At 42.4% G+C, this 19,295-nt stretch carries 25 protein-coding genes and 1 riboswitch; of the genes, 10 read left to right on the top strand and 15 right to left on the bottom strand.

Annotated features, from left to right (window positions below; all coding sequences use genetic code 11):
* Positions 1-49: 49 nt before the first annotated feature.
* A complete protein-coding gene (locus NSS65_RS05785; RefSeq protein WP_044334792.1) occupies positions 50-400 on the bottom strand; it encodes a DUF1360 domain-containing protein in 351 nt (116 codons plus the stop codon).
* Positions 401-567: 167 nt separating this feature from the next.
* On the opposite strand from NSS65_RS05785, the gene NSS65_RS05780 reads away from it, so the two are divergent.
* From NSS65_RS05780 to NSS65_RS05760, 5 genes are all read left to right on the top strand, one after another.
* A complete protein-coding gene (locus tag NSS65_RS05780) occupies positions 568-963 on the top strand; it encodes a spore coat protein (protein ID WP_223250954.1) in 396 nt (131 codons plus the stop codon).
* Between the two features lie 44 nt (positions 964-1,007).
* Positions 1,008-1,343, top strand: coding sequence for a hypothetical protein (locus tag NSS65_RS05775; RefSeq protein ID WP_034282321.1), 336 nt, complete (start codon positions 1,008-1,010; stop codon positions 1,341-1,343).
* A gap of 88 nt (positions 1,344-1,431) precedes the next feature.
* Positions 1,432-1,935 carry a spore coat protein gene (locus tag NSS65_RS05770; RefSeq protein ID WP_034282028.1) on the top strand — a complete coding sequence of 168 codons (504 nt, stop codon included), beginning with the start codon at positions 1,432-1,434 and terminating at the stop codon, positions 1,933-1,935.
* A 146-nt stretch (positions 1,936-2,081) separates the two neighbouring features.
* Positions 2,082-2,573 carry a CotY/CotZ family spore coat protein gene (locus NSS65_RS05765; RefSeq protein ID WP_003211658.1) on the top strand — a complete coding sequence of 164 codons (492 nt, stop codon included), beginning with the start codon at positions 2,082-2,084 and terminating at the stop codon, positions 2,571-2,573.
* 203 nt (positions 2,574-2,776) lie between these two features.
* Positions 2,777-3,220 (top strand): CotY/CotZ family spore coat protein, encoded by a 444-nt coding sequence (locus tag NSS65_RS05760; RefSeq protein ID WP_024426462.1) that lies wholly within the window; start codon positions 2,777-2,779, stop codon positions 3,218-3,220.
* Positions 3,221-3,255: 35 nt separating this feature from the next.
* Here NSS65_RS05760 and NSS65_RS05755 read toward each other — a convergent pair whose 3' ends face one another.
* From NSS65_RS05755 to NSS65_RS05710, 10 genes are all read right to left on the bottom strand, one after another.
* The gene (locus NSS65_RS05755; protein ID WP_326135037.1) at positions 3,256-3,942 is read right to left on the bottom strand and encodes a CotO family spore coat protein; all 687 of its coding nucleotides are present in this window, start codon (positions 3,940-3,942) and stop codon (positions 3,256-3,258) included.
* Between the two features lie 114 nt (positions 3,943-4,056).
* The gene (gene fabI / locus NSS65_RS05750) at positions 4,057-4,833 is read right to left on the bottom strand and encodes an enoyl-ACP reductase FabI (protein WP_024425017.1); all 777 of its coding nucleotides are present in this window, start codon (positions 4,831-4,833) and stop codon (positions 4,057-4,059) included.
* Positions 4,834-4,983: 150 nt separating this feature from the next.
* A complete protein-coding gene (thiD, locus tag NSS65_RS05745; protein ID WP_046310584.1) occupies positions 4,984-5,787 on the bottom strand; it encodes a bifunctional hydroxymethylpyrimidine kinase/phosphomethylpyrimidine kinase in 804 nt (267 codons plus the stop codon).
* Between the two features lie 16 nt (positions 5,788-5,803).
* A complete protein-coding gene (locus NSS65_RS05740; RefSeq protein WP_214755265.1) occupies positions 5,804-6,817 on the bottom strand; it encodes a thiazole biosynthesis adenylyltransferase ThiF in 1,014 nt (337 codons plus the stop codon).
* Entirely contained in the window at positions 6,814-7,581 is a 768-nt protein-coding gene (locus NSS65_RS05735) for a thiazole synthase (RefSeq protein WP_214755266.1), read from the bottom strand. Before NSS65_RS05735 ends, NSS65_RS05740 begins: the two co-directional genes overlap by 4 nt.
* Positions 7,582-7,585: 4 nt before the next feature.
* The gene (gene thiS / locus NSS65_RS05730) at positions 7,586-7,789 is read right to left on the bottom strand and encodes a sulfur carrier protein ThiS (RefSeq protein ID WP_024426466.1); all 204 of its coding nucleotides are present in this window, start codon (positions 7,787-7,789) and stop codon (positions 7,586-7,588) included.
* A complete protein-coding gene (gene thiO, locus NSS65_RS05725; protein WP_214755267.1) occupies positions 7,786-8,898 on the bottom strand; it encodes a glycine oxidase ThiO in 1,113 nt (370 codons plus the stop codon). The genes thiS and thiO overlap by 4 nt, the downstream gene beginning before the upstream one ends.
* Positions 8,882-9,499 (bottom strand): thiazole tautomerase TenI, encoded by a 618-nt coding sequence (tenI, locus tag NSS65_RS05720; protein WP_081124264.1) that lies wholly within the window; start codon positions 9,497-9,499, stop codon positions 8,882-8,884. The genes thiO and tenI overlap by 17 nt, the downstream gene beginning before the upstream one ends.
* The gene (gene tenA / locus NSS65_RS05715; protein ID WP_075622823.1) at positions 9,474-10,184 is read right to left on the bottom strand and encodes a thiaminase II; all 711 of its coding nucleotides are present in this window, start codon (positions 10,182-10,184) and stop codon (positions 9,474-9,476) included. Before tenA ends, tenI begins: the two co-directional genes overlap by 26 nt.
* A 78-nt stretch (positions 10,185-10,262) precedes the next feature.
* Positions 10,263-10,372, bottom strand: a riboswitch (TPP riboswitch).
* A gap of 59 nt (positions 10,373-10,431) precedes the next feature.
* Positions 10,432-12,273, bottom strand: a complete 1,842-nt coding sequence (locus tag NSS65_RS05710; protein ID WP_214755268.1) for a monovalent cation:proton antiporter family protein — start codon at positions 12,271-12,273, stop codon at positions 10,432-10,434.
* Between the two features lie 162 nt (positions 12,274-12,435).
* Between NSS65_RS05710 and prpE the strand changes: the two genes are divergently transcribed.
* Complete coding sequence (prpE, locus tag NSS65_RS05705; RefSeq protein WP_326135035.1) at positions 12,436-13,179, top strand: bis(5'-nucleosyl)-tetraphosphatase PrpE; 744 nt, start codon at positions 12,436-12,438, stop codon at positions 13,177-13,179.
* A 40-nt stretch (positions 13,180-13,219) separates the two neighbouring features.
* On the opposite strand, the gene NSS65_RS05700 is transcribed toward prpE, so the two are convergent.
* The 4 genes from NSS65_RS05700 to NSS65_RS05685 all read right to left on the bottom strand — a co-directional run bounded on the left by NSS65_RS05700 (position 13,220) and on the right by NSS65_RS05685 (position 16,023).
* Entirely contained in the window at positions 13,220-14,122 is a 903-nt protein-coding gene (locus tag NSS65_RS05700) for an RluA family pseudouridine synthase (RefSeq protein ID WP_111927237.1), read from the bottom strand.
* A gap of 8 nt (positions 14,123-14,130) precedes the next feature.
* Entirely contained in the window at positions 14,131-14,931 is an 801-nt protein-coding gene (locus tag NSS65_RS05695) for an NAD kinase (protein WP_003211364.1), read from the bottom strand.
* A gap of 63 nt (positions 14,932-14,994) precedes the next feature.
* Positions 14,995-15,624: a GTP pyrophosphokinase family protein gene (locus tag NSS65_RS05690; RefSeq protein WP_024425028.1), complete on the bottom strand. Its 630-nt coding sequence runs from the start codon at positions 15,622-15,624 to the stop codon at positions 14,995-14,997.
* Positions 15,625-15,657: 33 nt separating this feature from the next.
* Complete coding sequence (locus tag NSS65_RS05685) at positions 15,658-16,023, bottom strand: hypothetical protein (protein WP_034282045.1); 366 nt, start codon at positions 16,021-16,023, stop codon at positions 15,658-15,660.
* Between the two features lie 234 nt (positions 16,024-16,257).
* Between NSS65_RS05685 and NSS65_RS05680 the strand changes: the two genes are divergently transcribed.
* The 4 genes from NSS65_RS05680 (at position 16,258) to NSS65_RS05665 (ending at position 19,207) form a co-directional block, all read left to right on the top strand.
* Positions 16,258-16,836: a CYTH domain-containing protein gene (locus tag NSS65_RS05680; RefSeq protein WP_326135033.1), complete on the top strand. Its 579-nt coding sequence runs from the start codon at positions 16,258-16,260 to the stop codon at positions 16,834-16,836.
* Positions 16,837-16,857: 21 nt separating this feature from the next.
* Positions 16,858-17,625, top strand: coding sequence for a lytic transglycosylase domain-containing protein (locus NSS65_RS05675; protein WP_034282051.1), 768 nt, complete (start codon positions 16,858-16,860; stop codon positions 17,623-17,625).
* A gap of 275 nt (positions 17,626-17,900) precedes the next feature.
* A complete protein-coding gene (locus tag NSS65_RS05670; RefSeq protein ID WP_008355333.1) occupies positions 17,901-18,299 on the top strand; it encodes a thiol management oxidoreductase in 399 nt (132 codons plus the stop codon).
* A complete protein-coding gene (locus NSS65_RS05665; protein WP_024425033.1) occupies positions 18,296-19,207 on the top strand; it encodes a ClpXP adapter SpxH family protein in 912 nt (303 codons plus the stop codon). Before NSS65_RS05670 ends, NSS65_RS05665 begins: the two co-directional genes overlap by 4 nt.
* The last annotated feature ends 88 nt before the right edge of the window (positions 19,208-19,295 follow it).

Raw genomic sequence — 19,295 nt, 5'->3', positions numbered from 1 at the left:
CATGATAGTATATGCATTTGTTGAAAGCGTGTCTGATCAGAATGCCTGTTTATTTCACAAGCTTTGAGACGACCGCTTCAATGATGCCTGCTGCTGCGGCAATCGCTAATAGTAAATTAAGCCACATGCTGATGACAGGAAAAAATATGTATATCAGAAGTAAGGCAGCAGTGCACCATATGCCAGTACACCAATAACAGCTTAACAGTTCTCCAACCCAAGACCGCAGTCCTTCCCCTTTAATGATGATATATGTTTCGACCTCACCTTGTTCGTTTACCTCTTCCTGTTCTTCATGAAATAGACGGCGGAAAGGGGCCGTAATGGTATCAAACACAATCAGTCTCGTCAGTCTAAAGGATGCGAGGGCAAACACGACAAATGACAAAGCACCGCTCAGAAGCCTCCACCTCCTTCTTTCTTCTTTTTCCGTCCTTTCTTTATATATGCAAGAAAAAAGACCGTCATGATGAATCAAGCGGAAATAAAATTGGGTTGTACTTTTTCACACTTTCCGATTCCACCTTGCGTCCTTGCTGCATTAAATAATGTATAGATAAGAAAGGAGTGAAAGTATTGTCTATTGAAGAAAGTGCTGAAATATTATATACACAACTGTTAAACGAATTAATCAGCAATTATGATGATTTCATTGAGATCAAAGATTCCGAAAATGTCACAATTCATAAAACAGATGTAACAGCTGCACTCTCCCTTCAAGCGACCGTAACGACAATCATTACTCTTTTAATCCAAATTCTTGTACCAGACGATGAAGTGGCTGCCGACATCACAGATCAGCTTTTATCCACACAACAAGTGACAGTCCAAAAGAAAACTGTGATTCAAATCATCAACTGCCATAACATTACGATTACATTATCAGATGCATCCATTATGAACTCCGTCCAAATTCTCACTCAAACATTGAATGTACTCTTAGTTGAAGCCGGCATTCTTTGACCCTTTCTTTTTCTAACATGACGTATGAAAGAGGTGAAATCATCGTGGCTGAAGAGAACGAAAAAAAGGAGTTTCAAATCAATACTGATATTGATCCATTAACAAGTCTTCTTGTCAGTGATGTGTTAAACAAAAACAATATTACTGATGATCAGAAAGCAAATATCTCAGATGATCAAAGAAGAATGATTTTGAAATTAGTGGAGGACTTGCAAAAGAAAGCAAATGATTTCGTAGAACAGCAGCAGGAGAAAAAAAGGCAGGCTGAGGCAGCAAAACAGCCGGAACAAGTAGAGCCTGAACCAAAAGTACGTCCAAAACGAAATTCACTTCGAAATCGTATTCAGCAACGCCGTGATGCGCAGCGTAATAACGATTAAATAAAAATGGGTTGCCTGCTAGGGTAAATGCCCGAGACAAAACCACGCATTCCAGCATTTAATAAAGTAAACGGAAGGAGGAATAGAAATGGATTCTAAACCATATTCTTGGGTCGCTCTAGATCGTAACTGTACACACCACGGACATCACGGACACCACAGACACCACGACGATTGCAACTATGAAAGAAAAGCACTTTGTGACGACTATTATGATGATGAAGATGTCTTACAAGACTTGGATCAAGTAAGTTTCACAAAGCAGACATCTGAAGAAGTCATTATCGTCAGAGACTCTTGTGACATTAACGTCTCTTCTGTTGATGCACAGGTTGCAGCATCTATCCAAGTAGCGATTCAAACAGCGATCATCACTATTACAAATATCTCAATCGCTGACGGTGATTTGGCAGACCGCGTTACGCAGGATCTTTTACAAGCCGCTACTCACAAACAAACAAACCGCCAAAAACTTGTCATCGAAAATTCAAGAAACGTTACAGTATCTACAATCGATGCGGACATCTCTATCGCAATCCAAACACTTACTCAAACACTTGTTGCGACAATCGTTGCAATCGGTATCCTCTAATGTACAAAAGCAGAGCGAAAAGCTCTGCTTTTCCTTTTATCAAAATACATCAAATATAAATGGTCATTTACCCACACCAACTAGAGGGCGCATACATATGTTGTTAAGGACTAAAGTCAAATACCTTGTTAAAGGAGCTGAAATCCATGAGCTGCGGAAAACACCATGGCCGACATGATGAAAACTGTGTATGCGATGCGGTTGATAAGATTTTAGCAGAGCAGGAAGCTGTAGAAGATAAATGTCCTACGAGCTGCTACAGTAATTTATTAAGCCCAACAGTTTCTGGAAAAGATACGATTCCGTTTTTACTTTTTGATAAAAAGGGCGGGTTGTTCTCTACTTTCGGAAACATCGGAGGATTCGTTGACGATTGCCAATGCTTCGAATCTATTTTCTTCCGGGTTGAAAAATTACACGACTGCTGTGCTACGTTATCTGTATTAAGACCTGTTGATGTACACGGACATACGCTAAGCGTGTGTCACCCTTGTGACCCTGACTTCTTTGGTCTAGAAAAAACGGACTTTTGTATTGAGGTTGATCTAAACTGCTTCTGCGCAATCCAATGCTTAAACCCAGAGCTTGTCGACAGAGTCATGCCATCAAAAGATAAAAAGCATCATCACCACGGCTAAATCAACAGGCCACTCATCTAACTTGTCATGAGTCAAAGCATCCCCTTCCTCACGAATGACAGCCAATCATGCGGAGCAGTCAGCATAAGAAGCGGCTGCTTCCGCATTGGTTAAAAGTAGATGCACGAGCCGGCAAAGATAGCTTGAAGATGATGACAGTGCTCAAACACTCAAACAAATTTCCTAGTATAGGAGGGTTGAATATGAGCCGCAATCATTCATGGAGCTGTGTAACAGAGGCTGTTGAAAACATTAGCGACTTGCAAAATGCTGTCAAAGAAGATTGCCCGACCAGCTGTTACAGCAATCTCCTTTCTCCATCACATTCATTAGGTGACACTGTCCCGTTTGTTCTCTTTACATCCAAATCAAAACCATTCGTCGCATTCGGAAACGTCGGAGAAGTAGATGCAGGCCCTTGCTTCAGTACTGCATTTTTCAGAGTCGAACATATCTGTGATCACTGTGCAACACTCAGCTTGCTTATCGCATTTGACAAAGACCGTCATATTTTAGATTTTACAGATAAAGATTCCCTATGTGATGTGTTCCGATTAGAAAAATCGAAGTATTGCGTTGAAGTAGACCTTGACTGCTTCTGCGCAATCGAGTGCCTAAACCCACGACTCATAAATCGTAACTGCTAACAAAAAAAGTCCCTAAATGGGACTTTTTTTATTAATTAAAAACCTAGCGGGTGGATGGAAGAAATCTCAGCAATCGCTAATTCGACTGGATTTCCCCCGCCTGCTGTACGAATGATCACAGTATCATCTTTTCGATCCATGATGATCCCTCGATATGTTTTACCATCAGCTTCAATCAGACAAAGAGCCCTTGGCATATTATGAGGCAGTCTTGTGAGAAAATCGACTTTTTCATCAATACTCATCTGACTTAAAGGCTTTTTCACTCGTTTTCTTCTTGGTTCTTCTTTTGTTTCATGAAAGACACCTTCTGGCTGATTTCCCTCTTCTTCTTGAGACTCTCGCTTTTGTATGAGCTCTGGTTCTTGTGTGATCTCTTGTTCCTGCGCAGGCTCGGCTTCTTGTGTATCCTCTTGTTCCTGTGAAGGCCCTGCTTCTTGTGGGATCTCTTGTTCTTCTGTAAACTCAGCTTCTTGAGTTATATCTCGTTCATGTTGAAGTTTAGGCGGCTCGGCTTCTTTTTTATGCTCTATTTCTTGAGCTGCAGGTTCCTCCTGCTTGCTTTCTTCGATCACATCTTTTGCATTGGTCTCACTTTCTGGCTGTTTTTCTGATTTCTTTCGCTTTCTCACAATATTTTGCATGGCCGGCTTTGATTCTTGATAGCTCGGCTGAACAATATACATCAGCGGCTTTTGATTCTCATCACCTTTATTTGACATACTAATCCCTCCCGAATGATTCATTCCTTATATATATGAACGGAGGCCTCAAATCAGAAGAAAAATAAAAAAACAGCATACCCTTCATCGGTATGCTGCAAGTCTTGTATTCGTTTAGCGGGCAATGATATGGAAGCCAGAATCAACATGCAGATTCTCACCTGTCATGCCGCGAGATAGATCACTGAATAAGAATAGAGCTGTATCGCCAACTTCTTCAGGGGTTGTTGTACGGCGGAGCGGTGCACGCTCTTCAATATCCTTCAGAATGGTATTAAAGCCGCTGATGCCCTTTGCAGATAACGTACGAATTGGACCAGCAGAAATACTGTTCACGCGGATGCCTTCTGCGCCTAAATCAGCTGCTAAATATTTCACACTTGCTTCAAGTGATGCTTTCGCTACACCCATTACGTTGTAGTTTGATACAACACGTTCTCCGCCTAGGTATGTAAGCGTCACAATGCTTCCACCCTCTGTCATTAATGGACGTGCTGCTTTTGCTACAGCAGTTAATGAGTATGCACTAATGTTGTGCGCCAAAAGGAAACCTTCACGATTCGTGTTCAAGTATTCGCCAACAAGCTCTTCCTTGTTTGCAAATGCAATGGCATGCGCAACGCCATGAATGACTTGTACTTTTTCTTTAATTGCAGCGAAACATTTTTCGATTTCTTCGTCACTTGTCACGTCACATGGAAGAATAATTGAATCATCACGCTCAAGTGTGCTTGCCAGCTCTTTTACCGATTCAGCAAGACGATCTCCAACATAAGTAAAAATCAAACGAGCTCCAGCTTCATGAAGTGAGCGGGCAATTCCCCAAGCGATGCTTCGTTTATTGGCAACACCCATCACCACGATATTACGGCCTTCTAAAGAAAAGTTCATATGTAATAAAGCCTCCTATTTTTTCAAGACATAGTATTAGTACCTGATCATAATATTATCATAGATCATAAGAGAATGACAATTTCCGCTGAAAGAAAGTTTCATTTTCGCGAAAAAACCGCCCTCACAAGTGAAGACGGTTCGATTCCGTTATCGTTTGATTCTGTTTTGCTGATAAGCAAAATGGTTCGTAGGCCCATGTCCAGATCCAATACGTAAAGGGAATTTAATGGCTTCATGGACAAAGGTTTCTGCTGTTTCAAAGGCTTCCTTCATCGAATATCCTTTCGCAATTTCAGCTGTTAATGCTGCTGCAAACGTGCAGCCTGTACCATGTGTATGTGGTGTATCAATATGTTCATTTGTGACTTCAATAAAGCCTTTTCCATCATACAGCAGGTCTGAAATCATCCCATCAGACGGACCATGGCCGCCTTTGATCACGACATGTTTCGTGCCAAGCTCATAAAGACGCTCCGCTGCCACATAGCGGTCCTCTTTCGTCTGAATACGTATGCCTGTTAGTACTTCTGCCTCAGGAAGATTCGGTGTTACAGCATAGCTGACAGGCAGCAAGTGTGTTTTCATCGCAGAGACCGCATCTTCATTTAATAAAGAGGCTCCTCCTTTTGCGATCATGACTGGATCTACAATCAGCTTCATTTCATATTGAACCGTTTTTTCAGCAACGATTTTGATCATGTCTGCACTCCACAGCATCCCTGTTTTGACGGCATCAGGCAGTAAGTCTTCTGCCACTGCATCTATTTGACGCTCTAACGCCTCAATTGAAAGCGGGTATATCCCGTGAACACCTAGTGTGTTTTGCGCAGTAATCGCTGTGATCGCAGACATTCCGTACACACCTAGCTCCTGAAAGGTTTTCAAATCTGCCTGAATGCCTGCTCCGCCGCCAGAATCAGAACCCGCGATTGTGAATGCTTTTTTGATCATTTCTTCACACCTCTCATTAGCCAATCCATTGATGATAAATAGTTCTTGCTTTGGCAATATCATTCGTACCATGAACAAGTGCTCTGCCATCTTTAAATAAGACAAGTTTAAATTCATCCTTTTGACACGAAAGCAAATATGGATTCTCAAGCACATCCATTCCTGCTTTCTTTAACCGAAGAGCAACTTCATGTAAAGGCGGCGGTGTTTCTGCTGCACTGCGGATTTGTACCGTATTGCGGCCGCATAGTACATCTGCCTTCGCTCTCTTGTCATATGAAAGAAATGGATACGTCTTCAGTCCACAGCTTGGACATTGCTTCTTCTTTAAAGACGCGGCCGATCGAATATCAGACCGTTCATTTTTCCATAAATCGAAGGATTTTAAAATTGGCGTCACTTGATGTCCTGTTAAATATTTAAGTGCATCTGCCACTTGATATGCGGCCACCTGCTGCACAACTGGACTGATGATACCTGCTGTATCACATGTCATGCCTTGTGCGGGCAAATGTTCAAGCAGACAGTGTAAACACGGCGTCTCACCAGGGATCACAGTGAATTGAATGCCGTAACTTGCTACACAGGCCCCATAAAGGAACGGAATTTGATGTTTGACAGCGGCATCATTTGCAATCATTCTTACCTCAAAATTATCCGCTGCATCGACAATGATTGAAGCCTCACTGACAAGTTCGTCAATATTGTGAGCAGTCACATCGATCACGATTCCTTTGATGTGCACGTCACTGTTTACTTGCTTGAGTCTTTTTTCAGCCGCCACAGCTTTTGGCAGCCGATCCTTCACGTCTTGCTCCGTGTAAAGCTGCTGACGCTGAAGGTTGCTCCATTCAATATAATCTCGGTCCAAAATGGTGACAGAACCAACGCCGGCACGAACGAGCATTTCAGCACTTGCGGTTCCAAGTGCCCCCGCTCCAATAATGACCGCCTTTGAGTCATTTAGCCGCTTTTGTCCCTCTGTTCCAATTGGCTGAAAAAGCTCTTGGCGTGAATAACGAGTGCTCAAAATGCCGGCATTCCTTCCTGTGGACTGCTCGCTGTCCCATAGTTTTTCAGCGGAATACGTCCTGCCTCATAGCCTAGTCTTCCTGATTCAATCGCCAGTTTCATTGCTTTTGCCATTTTCACAGGATCCTTTGCACCGGACACAGCGGTATTTAGTAATACAGCGTCAGCTCCAAGCTCCATCGCATAAGTTGCATCCTTCGGAGAACCTACGCCAGCATCAATAATGACCGGCACCTTCGCCTGCTCGATAATAAATGAGAGATTCAAAGGATTTAGTAAGCCTTGGCCTGAACCAATCGGTGAAGCACCAGGCATGATGGCATGGACACCGAGTTCTTCTAATTTTCTTGCCAGCACCACATCATCAGATGTATATGGCAGCACGATAAATCCTTCTTCGAGCAGCATTTCAGATGCTTTTAATGTTTCAACTGGATCTGGCAGAAGAGACCTTGAACAGCCAATGACTTCTACCTTGATCATGTCACAAAGCCCAGAAGCCTTTGCTAAACGGGCAATACGCACTGCCTCTTCTGCTGTACTTGCTCCAGCTGTATTCGGAAGCAGCGTATATTTTGATAAATCAAGCTGCTCCAAAAAATTAGGCTGAGATGCTTCGAATATGTTCATTCTTCTGACGGCAAAGGTTAAAATTTCGGCTTCCGATACGTTCACCGCTTCTTTTTGAACCTCAAATGATGGGTACTTTCCTGTTCCGAGTAATAGTCTTGATGTGAATGTTTTTCCGCCAATGTGCAGCATTGGATCATCCTCCTCCTACAAAATGAACGATTTCAATCGTGTCATTTGGTTGAATTTCTACTTGTTGAAACGCTTCTTTATCAATGATTTCATGGTTCTTTTCAACGATCACCACACGGTTTTCAAGCTGATAGGCTGATAGCAGATCATAGATCGTTCCATTCTCTTGATCGAAATCAACGATTCTGCCATTCAATTGAATCTTCATACGAATAGTGCCTCCTTTCGTCCAATACGAAACGCATGAAGCCATTCCTCTTTGACCGGTTCGTCTAATATCAGGTCACGAATGATTTCTCCAGTAATCGGCGCAAGTAAAATGCCATTCCTGTAATGCCCTGCAGCAAAAAGAATACGCTTGTCTTCTGGAAGTCTTCCGATATAAGGATGCCGGTCGTTTGTCGCCGGACGAAGGCCAGCCCAGCACTCTTCAATCGGCATCTCCTTAATAGAAGGCATAAGCTGAGACGCCTTTTGAATCACAGCTTCCATGCCGCCAAGCGTTGGAACAGCCTGCCACTCGTTTGGCTTCATTGTTGCGCCGATAACAAGCTTTCCGCTATCTCGCTGAACGATATAACAATGATCATGATAAATGGTGTGTGCGAGCGCCGGACCATTATTCCATACAGACACACATTCCCCTTTTACTGGATAAAGAGAATGAGATAATCCGAGTTCTTCAAAAAAACGGCCAGACCATACACCACTTGCGACTGTCAGGTCATCACATGTGAATGTGCCCTTCGTTGTTCTGACAGTTAACGCTTCTTTGTCCCGCTTCACTTCGATCACAGGTGTACACTCTTTCACATCTGCCCCGTACCGGACAGCCGCCTGCCATAAAGCCCTGCATACAGCGTAAGGTTCCACATGCACATCCTCTTCAATCAAACCTGCTCCCAGCATGTGATCTGTAACTTGAGGCATGCATTTTTTTACGCTGCTTGCGTCAAGCCATTTAAATGTAGACAAATGCTGCATCCGGCAAAGGGCTTGTTTCTCTTCTTCTGTAAAGGCGACCTTCATGATACCGCCCGCTGAAGTTCGAATATCAATGCCTGATTCATGAAGAAGATCGACTTTTAATTTTTCGTACAATGCCTGGCTTGCTCTGCCTGCCTGAAAGAAAACATCCTCATGACCCTCTCCTTCCGCATGTGCACCGAGCATCCCGGCAGCCGCACTTGTCGTTTGCTTCCCTATCTCATTCGCTTCAAATAAGACCACCTGTTTTCCTGCTTTTGCAAGGTGATAAGCGATGGACATCCCTATGATTCCACCACCAATGATTGCAACGTCATAATGCTTTTTCATAAGGATTCTCCTTTACCTTTTCAGAAAATGCTTGTGCCATCATACGCGGCTGATGATGAGCAAAAATCCCAGACATGACAGCAATTCCTTTCACATTTGCCTGTTTCAATTCTGGAACTCGTTCTGGGGTCACCCCGCCGATGGCCACCACTGGAATTGTTAGTGCAGAAGTCAGTTTCTTCACAAGCTGTACACCTCTTGCCTGAAGTCCTGGTTTACAAGAGGTGGCATATACGTGCCCAAACATGACATACTCTGCTCCATTTTTCTCTGCTGCTTTCGCTTCTTCTATCGAATGGACAGATACTCCCGCATGAAGGTGAGGAAATTTTTTTCGCAGTTCTTTTGGCGAAAAGCTGTGGCCCGGTAGATGCACCCTGTGAATATTGGTAAGCAGCGCAACGTCTACTCGGTCATTGATGACGAGCTTTTCTTTCGGTACACCTTCTAAAAGGAGATTCTTCACGAGATCAACAAGCTCACTTGCTGTTTTAGACCGTTCCCGAATATGAATAAAATCCACTTCAGACGCTATGGCTTTTATTTGTTTGATCAGTTCACCCGCAGGAAGGGAATCATTTGTCACTGCGTGGAGTTCCATTTGCACCAACCCCATCTAAGCATGCTGTTTGCCACATTTCTTTTTGATACGCCATCTCCCAAAAGTGATATTCATAATAGCTTGAAATCACGAAATTTTCTTTCATATTGGCCCGTACATGGTCTGGTGCTTTTTCTGCTAGTTCATCAAAGCGGTTCACTTGTTCAAAGACGAGTTCCTTAAACCAATCGCCTCCGTATGTCAAAATCCATTCTTGGTAAATTGGATGGTCAGGTGTTGTTTGTTTCAGCTTTTCACCTACCTCATAATAGAGCCAGTAACACGGTAATAACGCGGCTAAAATCTCTTCAAACCGACCGCTTTTTACAGATCGGTACATATGAGAGGTATACGCATAAGCAGTGGGAGAAGGCTTAAAGTTCTCAATGGCTTCATCAGAAATCTGCAGAAGCTCTGTAAATTTCCTATGCAGCGACAGCTCTGCTTCATACGTGCCCTGGGCATGATACGCCATTCTGCCCGTCGTATGTAAGTCCTCACTCATCGCCGCTCCATATGCCTGCACCTTTGCAAAATGAGTTAAATAATACGAATCCTGCATCACGTAATAGGTGAAACGATCGAGTGAAAGTGTGCCATCTCCAATCCCTTTGACAAAAGGATGTGTAAAGCTTCCATTCCACCATGCTGCTGCAGCCTCTTTACATTCTGTTGAAAACGTCATGTTTCTCTCCTCCTGTTTTTCCATATAAAAAAGCCACTTTCCGCGTGGAAAGTGGCTTGGAATTTGTAAAAAGCATAGTCAAAAACCGCACCACTTCCCTACGCAGGTATGAACCTGTTCAGGTAATGAGGGTCTAAAAGTCGACACTTTTATCTCAGCCCTTTTAAAGGACTCCCCTAGTGGATCAAATATATGATGTTGTACCTCTATCTTAATCAGGAATTGTTCATTGGTCAAGGGTTCATTGTCATTCTAATTGGGCTCTTAGTCCTGCCACATACTCCCGGGAGCCCGATACAAGCACACGGTCGCCGCTTCTGAGTGTAGTATCTCCATGCGGTACTAAGCTGTCTATCCCTCTGAAAATACGGACAAATACCAAATCACCGGTGAAAGGAAATTCTCTCAGCATGACATTATGATAACGATGATTGTTCATTTGAATTTGATACAAAGAAGAATCCTCATTTGTTAGCAATCGAATCGCATCAGGTGCTTCAATCAAAGCTCTTAGCACCGTTTTAGATGACAGGAAAGTAGAAAACGTATCAATTCCCGCTTCCTTCAATGTCAGCTCTGCCTCTGCTTTGTTGACACTTGCAATGACTTGTTTTGAACCTTCTTCTTTTGCAAATAAAGCAATTTCCTTATTTTTCGTCTCACTGCCTGTTGCGACGACTAGGACATCTTCTTGGCCGACGCCTGCCTTTCTCAGCGTCTCATCATCGTATTGTTCAATTGATTCGACTTCAAAGATAGAGTCTGCCAGCAGTGCTTCCTTATTTTCTTGAAAAACATGCAAAATCCGAATGTCATATTCATCCTGATGTAAATCAAGTGTGACAGGTAAGGTCAGCTGATTTGCTCCAATAAAGGTCACACGCTTCTTATGGCTTGCCGCTTGTTCTTTTTTAAACAGCGCTTTAAACCAAACAGGTGTTAAAATACTCGTTAGCACAGCAACTAAAATCAGCGCCCCTGACATTTTATGATCAATGACACCGAGCCGCTCACCAATCGTCGCAGCTGCAATGACGAGAGATAGCGTTGAAGTTAATAAAAAGCCGGAGCCAATGACCTTTTTCATGTCATACCATTTTTTCAAATAAAGAATCGGGATGAGCTTACTTATAAGCAGCGCAATAAACAGCAGCGGAATCATGATCATAATCGTCGGGTCCTTAAACAGTGCCCATATATTCAGATCTACTCCGACCATCACAAAAAAGATCGGGATTAAAAATCCATAGCCAAATGAGTCCAGCTGCTGAACGAGCTCTTTATTTGGTGAAAGAAGGGACACAAGCACGCCAGCTAAAAACGCCCCTAGAATATTTTCAGCCCCGAGTGATTCAGATAAGGCAACTAAGACTATAATGAGAGTAAAGATTGCCCTTGTCCCAATTTGCACGGTCCCTTTAGACATCGACTGAAAAATTGACTTTGTCTTAAATACGCGGCCAAATAAATAAAGAAGAATGCCTGCAGCAAATAATAAGAGCAGGAGCCACATGTTCCCTGTTCCATCTCCATAAATGGAGGAAAACACAGCAAGCAAAATCATCGTGACCAAATCGGCAATGACAGCTACAAGCAGAATGATTTGACCGATATTCGTCTGCATCAACTTTTCCTCTTTTAAAGTTGGAACCACTACGCCTAATGAGATGGTAGAGATAATGAGCGTCATTAAAAAAGCATTTTGGATAAACCCTGCGAGTACAAACGCATAGGACAGGATAAAGGAAATACAAAATACCCCAAGAAAAACAATGGTGGCTGCTTTAAATGTATTTGGTTCTTTTAAACCATTTGGAAGTTCTCTTGCTTTCTTCTTTGACTCAAAAGAAGAAAAATCTATTTCAAGCCCACTTAAAAACATCAGAAAAATAAAACCGAGCATGGATAATGTATCTAACCACGCATCATGTTCGACAACCAGTTGAAGACCGCTTTTCCCAATGATGAGCCCCATGATGATTTCAGCTACAACGACCGGAATGGTCAGCTTAAATCGGTGCAATAAAATAGGGGTGAAAAAGGCGACAATGATAACGACAACGAGTGATGAAACAGATGTATGCTCCATTGGCTAAAGCCTCCTAACATTCATGTTTAATTTTTTAAGTCTTACGTTAAAGCATTGATTCTAACAATTGCCCAAATGAAATGAAAGCCATTCGTTATATTTTCTAAAATTCAAACTTCTTTATATCCGACGAATGGATGAAAAAAATCAGGAGGAAACCTTATGAAATTCGATATTATTGGCGATATCCACGGCTGCTACGAAGAGCTGCTTACCCTCATACACAAACTAGGATATGAACTCAAACATGGATTACCCGTCCATCCTGATAAGAGAACGCTGGCCCTTATTGGTGATCTAACAGATCGTGGACCTCAGTCAGTAGACGTCATGCGATTTGTCATTCATGCCTATTCACACGGCGCAATCCGCTATGTACCTGGCAACCATTGCTTTAAGCTTTACCGCTATTTAAAAGGAAATCCCGTCAAATTGCTTCATGGCATCGAAACCACAGTGAACGAAATAAAAAAACTGCCAATTCATGAACAAAACAAATTGTCACATGAATTTAAGCAGTTATTCGAGAAGGCTCCGCTTTATGATGTACTTATTCCTGATGAGCTGATTATTGCGCACGCAGCGATGAAGGAAAAGGATATTGGAAAAAAGCCGAATAAACAGATGCGGTCCTATCTATTATTTGGTGCCGTCACAGGAGAAACATGGCCAGATGGACGGCCTGTTCGGAAAGACTGGGCAAAGGAGTATCACGGAAAACCGTGGATTGTGTACGGCCATACACCAGTGAAAGAACCTCGATTCGTTGGCAGAACCGTCAATATTGATACAGGCTGCGTATTTGGCAACCAGCTGTCTGCCCTCACATACCCTGAGCTTAAAACGGTCTCCGTTCCTTCATCCATGCCTTATGATGAGTCAAGATTTCAGCATTTCACATCATAAAAAACCCGGCCCTGCGCTGCAGGTGACCGGGTTTCTCTATTTAAAAAAGCAATGATTTCATATCATCAGGAAGCGGGGCTGAAAATGTCATTTGCTCACCTGTCATCGGATGAGGAAATACAAGGGTTTCACTATGCAGTGCCTGCCGGTCTATCCGCTCGGTCGTTCCGCCATACAGCGTATCTCCGATGAGCGGATGCCCAAGAAATTGCATATGAACACGAATTTGATGTGTTCTTCCGGTTTCAAGCGAGAGAGACACATCCGACATGTTCAACTCAGCGATTACCGCTCGCACGGAATAATGCGTCACTGCGTTCTGCCCAGTATCATCAACCATCCGCTCGATGATACTATCCCCTTTTCGGGCAATTTTTGCAGCGATCGTTCCATGTTTTTCTGTGATCATGCCATGTGTAAACGCTCTGTATGTTCGCTTAACCGCTCCACTTTTTTGCGCCTTTGATAAAAGGCTATGGGCAAAGCGATGCTTCGCCACAAGCATGACGCCAGATGTGTCACGATCAAGACGGTTCACCAAATGGACCGTATGCCGAACAGACTGCTTGGCATAATGATGCAGCAATCCATTCGCAATACTGTGCTCAGGGTGCTCCCGAGAAGGGATTGAAGGAATATACGGCCTTTTATTCAGCACAAGGACATGCTCGTCCTCAAATATAATATCAAGTGGAATCGGTGCAGGCTTTAGTCCTTCACTCACTTTTTCCTCGGGAAATAAAATGGTGAGCCTGTCCCCTTCATGTAGCTCGCACTTCACGGTAACATGCTCTCCATTAATGAGGAGGTCACCGCCAGCAAACTTAATATCTGTCAGCATTCTTTTCGAAATGCCAAGATCAATTAAATATTCCTTTAAAAGCAGCCCTTCTTCTTTGGCTGTTATGGTTTTGTTTAACGTAAAGTATTCCAGCGGGAACAACCTCTTTCTTATTCTCCTTTTCCGATAAAGGAATCTTGCACCCTTTTCCAAAACGGAAACGGTCTAAATCTGGCAAAACGGACATTCTCGTCTGCCACCCGGCATTGAATGGATTTGACGTCTTTATGAAGCAGTGTTAAATGATCAATGGTCACCTGAAAATCGACATCATTCCTCGGCTTAATCACACAAGTATGGTGGTCAGGCAAAATAAGCGGTGAACCGACCGTCCGAAACACTCGGTTGTTGATTGAAGCCATTTCTGCCAGCTGAATGGCTCTAATGGAAGGGTGAATAATGGCGCCACCCAGTGCCTTATTATAGGCCGTACTGCCAGATGGTGTAGACAGACAAAGACCGTCACCTCTAAATGTTTCAAACAGCTGGCCTCTGATTTCAACATCTGCCACAAGTGTCCCTTCCATGCTTTTAATTGTACATTCATTCATTGCTAAATATTTCTCTTCTCTGCCGCCGTCGTTGTATCTGACAATGACTTCTAAGATCGGATATTCCACAATATGATAAGGCGTTTTCGCAATGGCTAAGACGAGTTTTTCAATTTCACTCGGCACCCAGTCAGCATAAAAGCCAAGATGACCTGTATGAACACCGACAAAAGCTGTTTCATTTAGACGGTCGCTATAACGGTGAAACGCATAAAGAAGGGTGCCGTCTCCACCAACCGTAATGACAAGATCCGGTTCCTCTTCATTTAGTTCCATACCAAAATCCAATAAGTAAGTCTGAATTTTACTTTTGAGCGTGTCAGATACAGAATTCCCTTTTGAAGAAACTGCAAATTTCATGAATTCTTCTCCTTTTTCACCTTGCTGCTATGAGAGGGCAGCATCATATTTGATCAAACTGGCTCAGCTGTCGTTTTTCTTTTTCCGGGAAAATGCCACTTGTGCTTCTTGAATTTCCCCTCTAATTTCGGACATTTCTTCATCGAGACGAGATGCTGCCTCAGATGCTCTTTGAAGGCGCAGCTTGACCTTCTCCGGGATGTTCCCGCTATATTTATAATTCAGAGAATGCTCAATGGTCGCCCAAAAGTTCATCGCAAGCGTACGAATTTGGATTTCGACGAGGAGCTGTTTCTCTCCGCTTACGGTTTGCAGCGGATATAACACAACAAGGTGGTAAGAGCGGTATCCGCTTTCTTTATGTTCTGCAATATAGTCGCGTTTATCTACAACCACAAAATCTTTACGTGACTGGAGCATTTTTTTCACGACTTGTATATCTTCTACAAACTGGCACATAATGCGAAGCCCAGCAATATCCTGCATCGTTTCAATCTCATGCATCGGGATGTTTTTACGCTTTGCCTTTTCTAATATGCTGGCAACGGGTTTCACTCGGCCTGTGACAAATTCTACTGGTGAATGGTCATCCTCGAATTCATACAGCTTTCGAATGCCTTTTAGTTTCACTTTTAGTTCTTCGACTGCTTGTTTATACGGTGCGAGGAATTGATCCCATTGTTTTTTGTCCATGAAACTTCCCCCAATTCCATATACCTAATTATTTCAGAGGAATGTGCTTTTCACTTTCTCTTCCATATCTCCGTAATTGGCATTGTCTTTAATATTGTCGATTAAATAATGTAATTCCTGTTGAAGCTGAATGAGTTCCAGTGAATGTTCATCTGATGCCAAATAGACAGGGATGTCACGATTCATTGCTTCCTTTAATGGAGCCCATGTATGTTCCCCTAAAATAAGATACGAAAAGGACTCCTCGGTTTCAAGTATGTAAACGAACGCAAAGTGATCAGAATCAACAAGCATTTGTCCTGATGCTTTTGCTTTTTGGATTTGCTCTTCTGACTGGATTGTCAAAATCAGCCTGTCTTCTTTTAAAGTTGCTTCTGTGATTTCAATTCTGTTTTGCATCATGATCTCCTTTACAACAAAGTACAGCTTTATTTTATCATATCAAGTTCAATATTGATAAACCGAACTTTTTGAGAAAATCCTGTTTTTCTCTTTTAAATGATCCTTTCCCAAGATTCTTCATTCATTTTGGTCCATTCCTAAAGAAAATAGAGAGAAAAAAACAGTCTTTTACATGTTGAACACACTTCATGTACAATAATCATATTTCCTCTAATGAAAGGTTGATGTCAAATGGCACAGGAAATTGAAATCGAACTAAAGCAATTATTAATGAAAGAAGAATTTGAACAGCTGAAACAGCATTTTCAATTGAAGGATGCGGATTTCCATACGCAAACCAACTATTATTTTGATACACCTCAATTTGATATAAAATCTCAATTGGCTGCATTAAGAATGAGAGAAAAAAACGGTCAATGGGTGCTCACATTAAAGGAACCACACGAAATAGGCTTGCTCGAAACCCACCAAACGATTGCTCCCCCTTCTCAACTTGACGATTTTAAGCTGCCAGAAGGTGAAGTTGCAGAGAGATTAGACCACCTGAACATTCAAAAGGATCAAATTGTGTACTTTGGTTCACTTGAAACGTCAAGAGCAGAAAAAATGATCCAAGAAGGCTTAATTGTTTTGGATCACAGCCGATATTTAACAATAGAGGACTATGAACTTGAATTTGAAGTGAGCGATCTGGAAATCGGACAAGCCGCTTTCTCCGCATTGCTCCGCAAATTTCATATTCCAGTACGAAACACAAAAAACAAAGTCGTTCGTTTTTATGAAGAAAAAATGAAAACACAGAATAGATGAATTCCTTGAAGGAGGAACATGATGAACGTCAATCAACTTCAATCCTTTATGCAGCTTCAAGCGCTTAAAACGTTACAGACAGATCCAGCACAAACGCAAATGTCTGGGGGTCAAGAATCGAATGCCCAAGCTTCATTTCAGTCGCTGCTGCAAGATTTTTTAGGCGGATCGGAATTATCACGTCTCCCGCTTTCCATCTCAGCTTTTTTGGGCACGGATCCATCAACGGCTCCAAACACGCAATATGCGCGTACAAACCCATATTTATCTGCCACTTCCGGCAGTGATCAGCTTGAGGCCCAATCTTTATATGCAAATGACAATCAATTAAATACAGCGAATGGCATTGGAAATGTCTTAAACAACAGCTACACGCCGCCGCTTCAAAAGGCTGTCTCAAGCAGCTCATCATCAAAAGAGATTAATCAAATCGTGTCACAAATGGCTCAAAAGCATGGCGTTCCCGAAAAGCTGATTCACGCGGTCATCAAGCAGGAATCCGGCTACCGCACAAATGCTGTCAGCCATGCAGGTGCGCTTGGACTCATGCAGCTCATGCCATCTACTGCTAAATCACTTGGCGTCAACAATGCTTTTGATGCGTCCCAAAACATTGAAGGCGGAACGAAGTATTTAAAACAAATGCTCAATAAATATAACGGAAATATCTCACTCGCCTTAGCTGCCTATAATGCAGGCTCAGGAAATGTAGATAAATACGGAGGCATTCCTCCATTTAAAGAAACACAAAATTATGTCAAGAAAATCACAGCTCAATATTTCGCTTAAACCGAAGAGAATAACCTCTTCGGTTTTTTGTATGTCGCTTTTCCCCCTTTTTTGACTGAATGTGTTATGATATGGTCAATTGATCACAGAATCCGATTCTCTCTTTATTTTGAGCAGACCAAAGCGGTTTGTTTGTGGAATTGAGATGAGGTTGTTAAAATAAGTACAAGAATAGAAACAATAAAATAGAACAAACTGAATATCACTTTTGAAATAAATGTAATGCGCAATAGGGTGAGTCATCCTATTAACTACGAGTAAAAGGAGTAGTCAACATGGTACAATCGTTTAACGCACCTTACGAAGCGGTTGGAGAGGAACTTCTATCGCAACTTGTTGATACTTTTTATGAAAATGTAAAGTGTCATCCTTTGCTTCATCCTATTTTCCCGGATGACTTAAAAGAAACAGCAAGAAAACAAAAACAGTTTTTAACGCAATATTTAGGCGGACCACCGCTTTATACAGAAGAGCATGGCCACCCAATGCTGCGAGCGAGACATCTCCCTTTTCCGATTACTGAGGAGCGGGCTGACGCATGGCTTGAATGCATGGAGGATGCAATGGATCAAGTAGGATTAACCGGCGATATTCGTGACTTTTTATTTGAACGACTTTCTCTGACGGCTCGTCATATGGTCAACCAAACACCTGAAAAGGATGGACGATCTTGAGCTGCAATACGCACGATCAATATTTCTCACACTGTCACGGACATCCTCAAAAGCCGATTGAAATCTATGTATTCATTGATCCTCTAAGCCCAGACTGCTGGTTATTAGAGCCATCCATTAAAAAGTTGAAAATGAAATATGGCCGTTTTTTCACTTTACGAACGGTAACAAGTTCTAGTATTAATGCTTTGAATCGGAAAAGAAAGAAACATTTACTGACTGAAGCATGGGGGAAATTTGCCACTAAAACGCAGACTAAAAAAGAACAAATGCTGTCTGAACAAATTGTGACATCACCCTACCTCGCCTCACTCGCACTAAAAGCAGCGGAGCTTCAAGGCAGAAAATGCGGAATGAAATTTTTGCGTCTTATTCAAGAATCACTTTTTTGCCATCAGCAAGATGTCACAAGTGAGCAGGTACTGATAGAAAATGCAAAAAGTGCTGGTCTGGACATCGAGGAATTCCAGCGCGACATTCATTCTCAAAGTGCTGTGAAAGCACTGCAATGTGATATGAAAATTGCAGCTGAAATGGACGTATCTGAGCTTCCGACCTTCGCCTTTTTTAATACCGTAAATGGAGACGAAGGATTAAAAATTTCAGGTGCCTACTCTTATGATATATACGAGGAAATTCTTTTTGAAATGATTGGTGAAAAACCAACACCATCAGAACGTCCTCCAATTGAATGGTTTATTGCTTACTTTCAATTTGCTTCCGCAAAAGAGATAGCCGTTGTCTATGACCTGACGCTTGAAGAAGTTGAACGAGAAATGAAGAAGCTGGCTTTCGCTCAAAAGGTAGAACGTGTACAAGTGCAGCAAGAAATGTTTTGGCGCTATAAAGAGAATGACCACCATACAGATCTTGATGTCTATCGCTGTGAAAATGAACATGGGTGCTGACCCATGTTTTTCTTTACTCCAAAAAGGAACATTCGTTCCATTTATAAACACGAAGAAACCGCGCCGGGATAAGCGCGGTTTCACTATG

The sequence above is a fragment of the Bacillus sp. FSL K6-1006 genome (assembly GCF_038593175.1).
GTDB lineage: Bacteria > Bacillota > Bacilli > Bacillales > Bacillaceae > Bacillus > Bacillus safensis.
This window is presented reverse-complemented; position numbering and strand designations above follow the sequence as displayed.

Bases quoted from the DNA above. Each gene is read 5' to 3' on its own strand.
- NSS65_RS05770 (WP_034282028.1), top strand. From the start codon at position 1,432: ATGGATTCTAAACCATATTCTTGGGTCGCTCTAGATCGTAACTGTACA.
- NSS65_RS05765 (WP_003211658.1), top strand. From the start codon at position 2,082: ATGAGCTGCGGAAAACACCATGGCCGACATGATGAAAACTGTGTATGC.
- NSS65_RS05760 (WP_024426462.1), top strand. From the start codon at position 2,777: ATGAGCCGCAATCATTCATGGAGCTGTGTAACAGAGGCTGTTGAAAAC.
- NSS65_RS05755 (WP_326135037.1), bottom strand. From the start codon at position 3,942: ATGTCAAATAAAGGTGATGAGAATCAAAAGCCGCTGATGTATATTGTT.
- fabI (WP_024425017.1), bottom strand. From the start codon at position 4,833: ATGAACTTTTCTTTAGAAGGCCGTAATATCGTGGTGATGGGTGTTGCC.
- thiD (WP_046310584.1), bottom strand. From the start codon at position 5,787: ATGATCAAAAAAGCATTCACAATCGCGGGTTCTGATTCTGGCGGCGGA.
- NSS65_RS05735 (WP_214755266.1), bottom strand. From the start codon at position 7,581: ATGCTGCACATTGGCGGAAAAACATTCACATCAAGACTATTACTCGGA.
- thiS (WP_024426466.1), bottom strand. From the start codon at position 7,789: ATGAAGATTCAATTGAATGGCAGAATCGTTGATTTCGATCAAGAGAAT.
- thiO (WP_214755267.1), bottom strand. From the start codon at position 8,898: ATGAAAAAGCATTATGACGTTGCAATCATTGGTGGTGGAATCATAGGG.
- tenI (WP_081124264.1), bottom strand. From the start codon at position 9,499: ATGGAACTCCACGCAGTGACAAATGATTCCCTTCCTGCGGGTGAACTG.
- tenA (WP_075622823.1), bottom strand. From the start codon at position 10,184: ATGACGTTTTCAACAGAATGTAAAGAGGCTGCAGCAGCATGGTGGAAT.
- NSS65_RS05710 (WP_214755268.1), bottom strand. From the start codon at position 12,273: ATGGAGCATACATCTGTTTCATCACTCGTTGTCGTTATCATTGTCGCC.
- prpE (WP_326135035.1), top strand. From the start codon at position 12,436: ATGAAATTCGATATTATTGGCGATATCCACGGCTGCTACGAAGAGCTG.
- NSS65_RS05695 (WP_003211364.1), bottom strand. From the start codon at position 14,931: ATGAAATTTGCAGTTTCTTCAAAAGGGAATTCTGTATCTGACACGCTC.
- NSS65_RS05690 (WP_024425028.1), bottom strand. From the start codon at position 15,624: ATGGACAAAAAACAATGGGATCAATTCCTCGCACCGTATAAACAAGCA.
- NSS65_RS05685 (WP_034282045.1), bottom strand. From the start codon at position 16,023: ATGCAAAACAGAATTGAAATCACAGAAGCAACTTTAAAAGAAGACAGG.
- NSS65_RS05680 (WP_326135033.1), top strand. From the start codon at position 16,258: ATGGCACAGGAAATTGAAATCGAACTAAAGCAATTATTAATGAAAGAA.
- NSS65_RS05675 (WP_034282051.1), top strand. From the start codon at position 16,858: ATGAACGTCAATCAACTTCAATCCTTTATGCAGCTTCAAGCGCTTAAA.
- NSS65_RS05670 (WP_008355333.1), top strand. From the start codon at position 17,901: ATGGTACAATCGTTTAACGCACCTTACGAAGCGGTTGGAGAGGAACTT.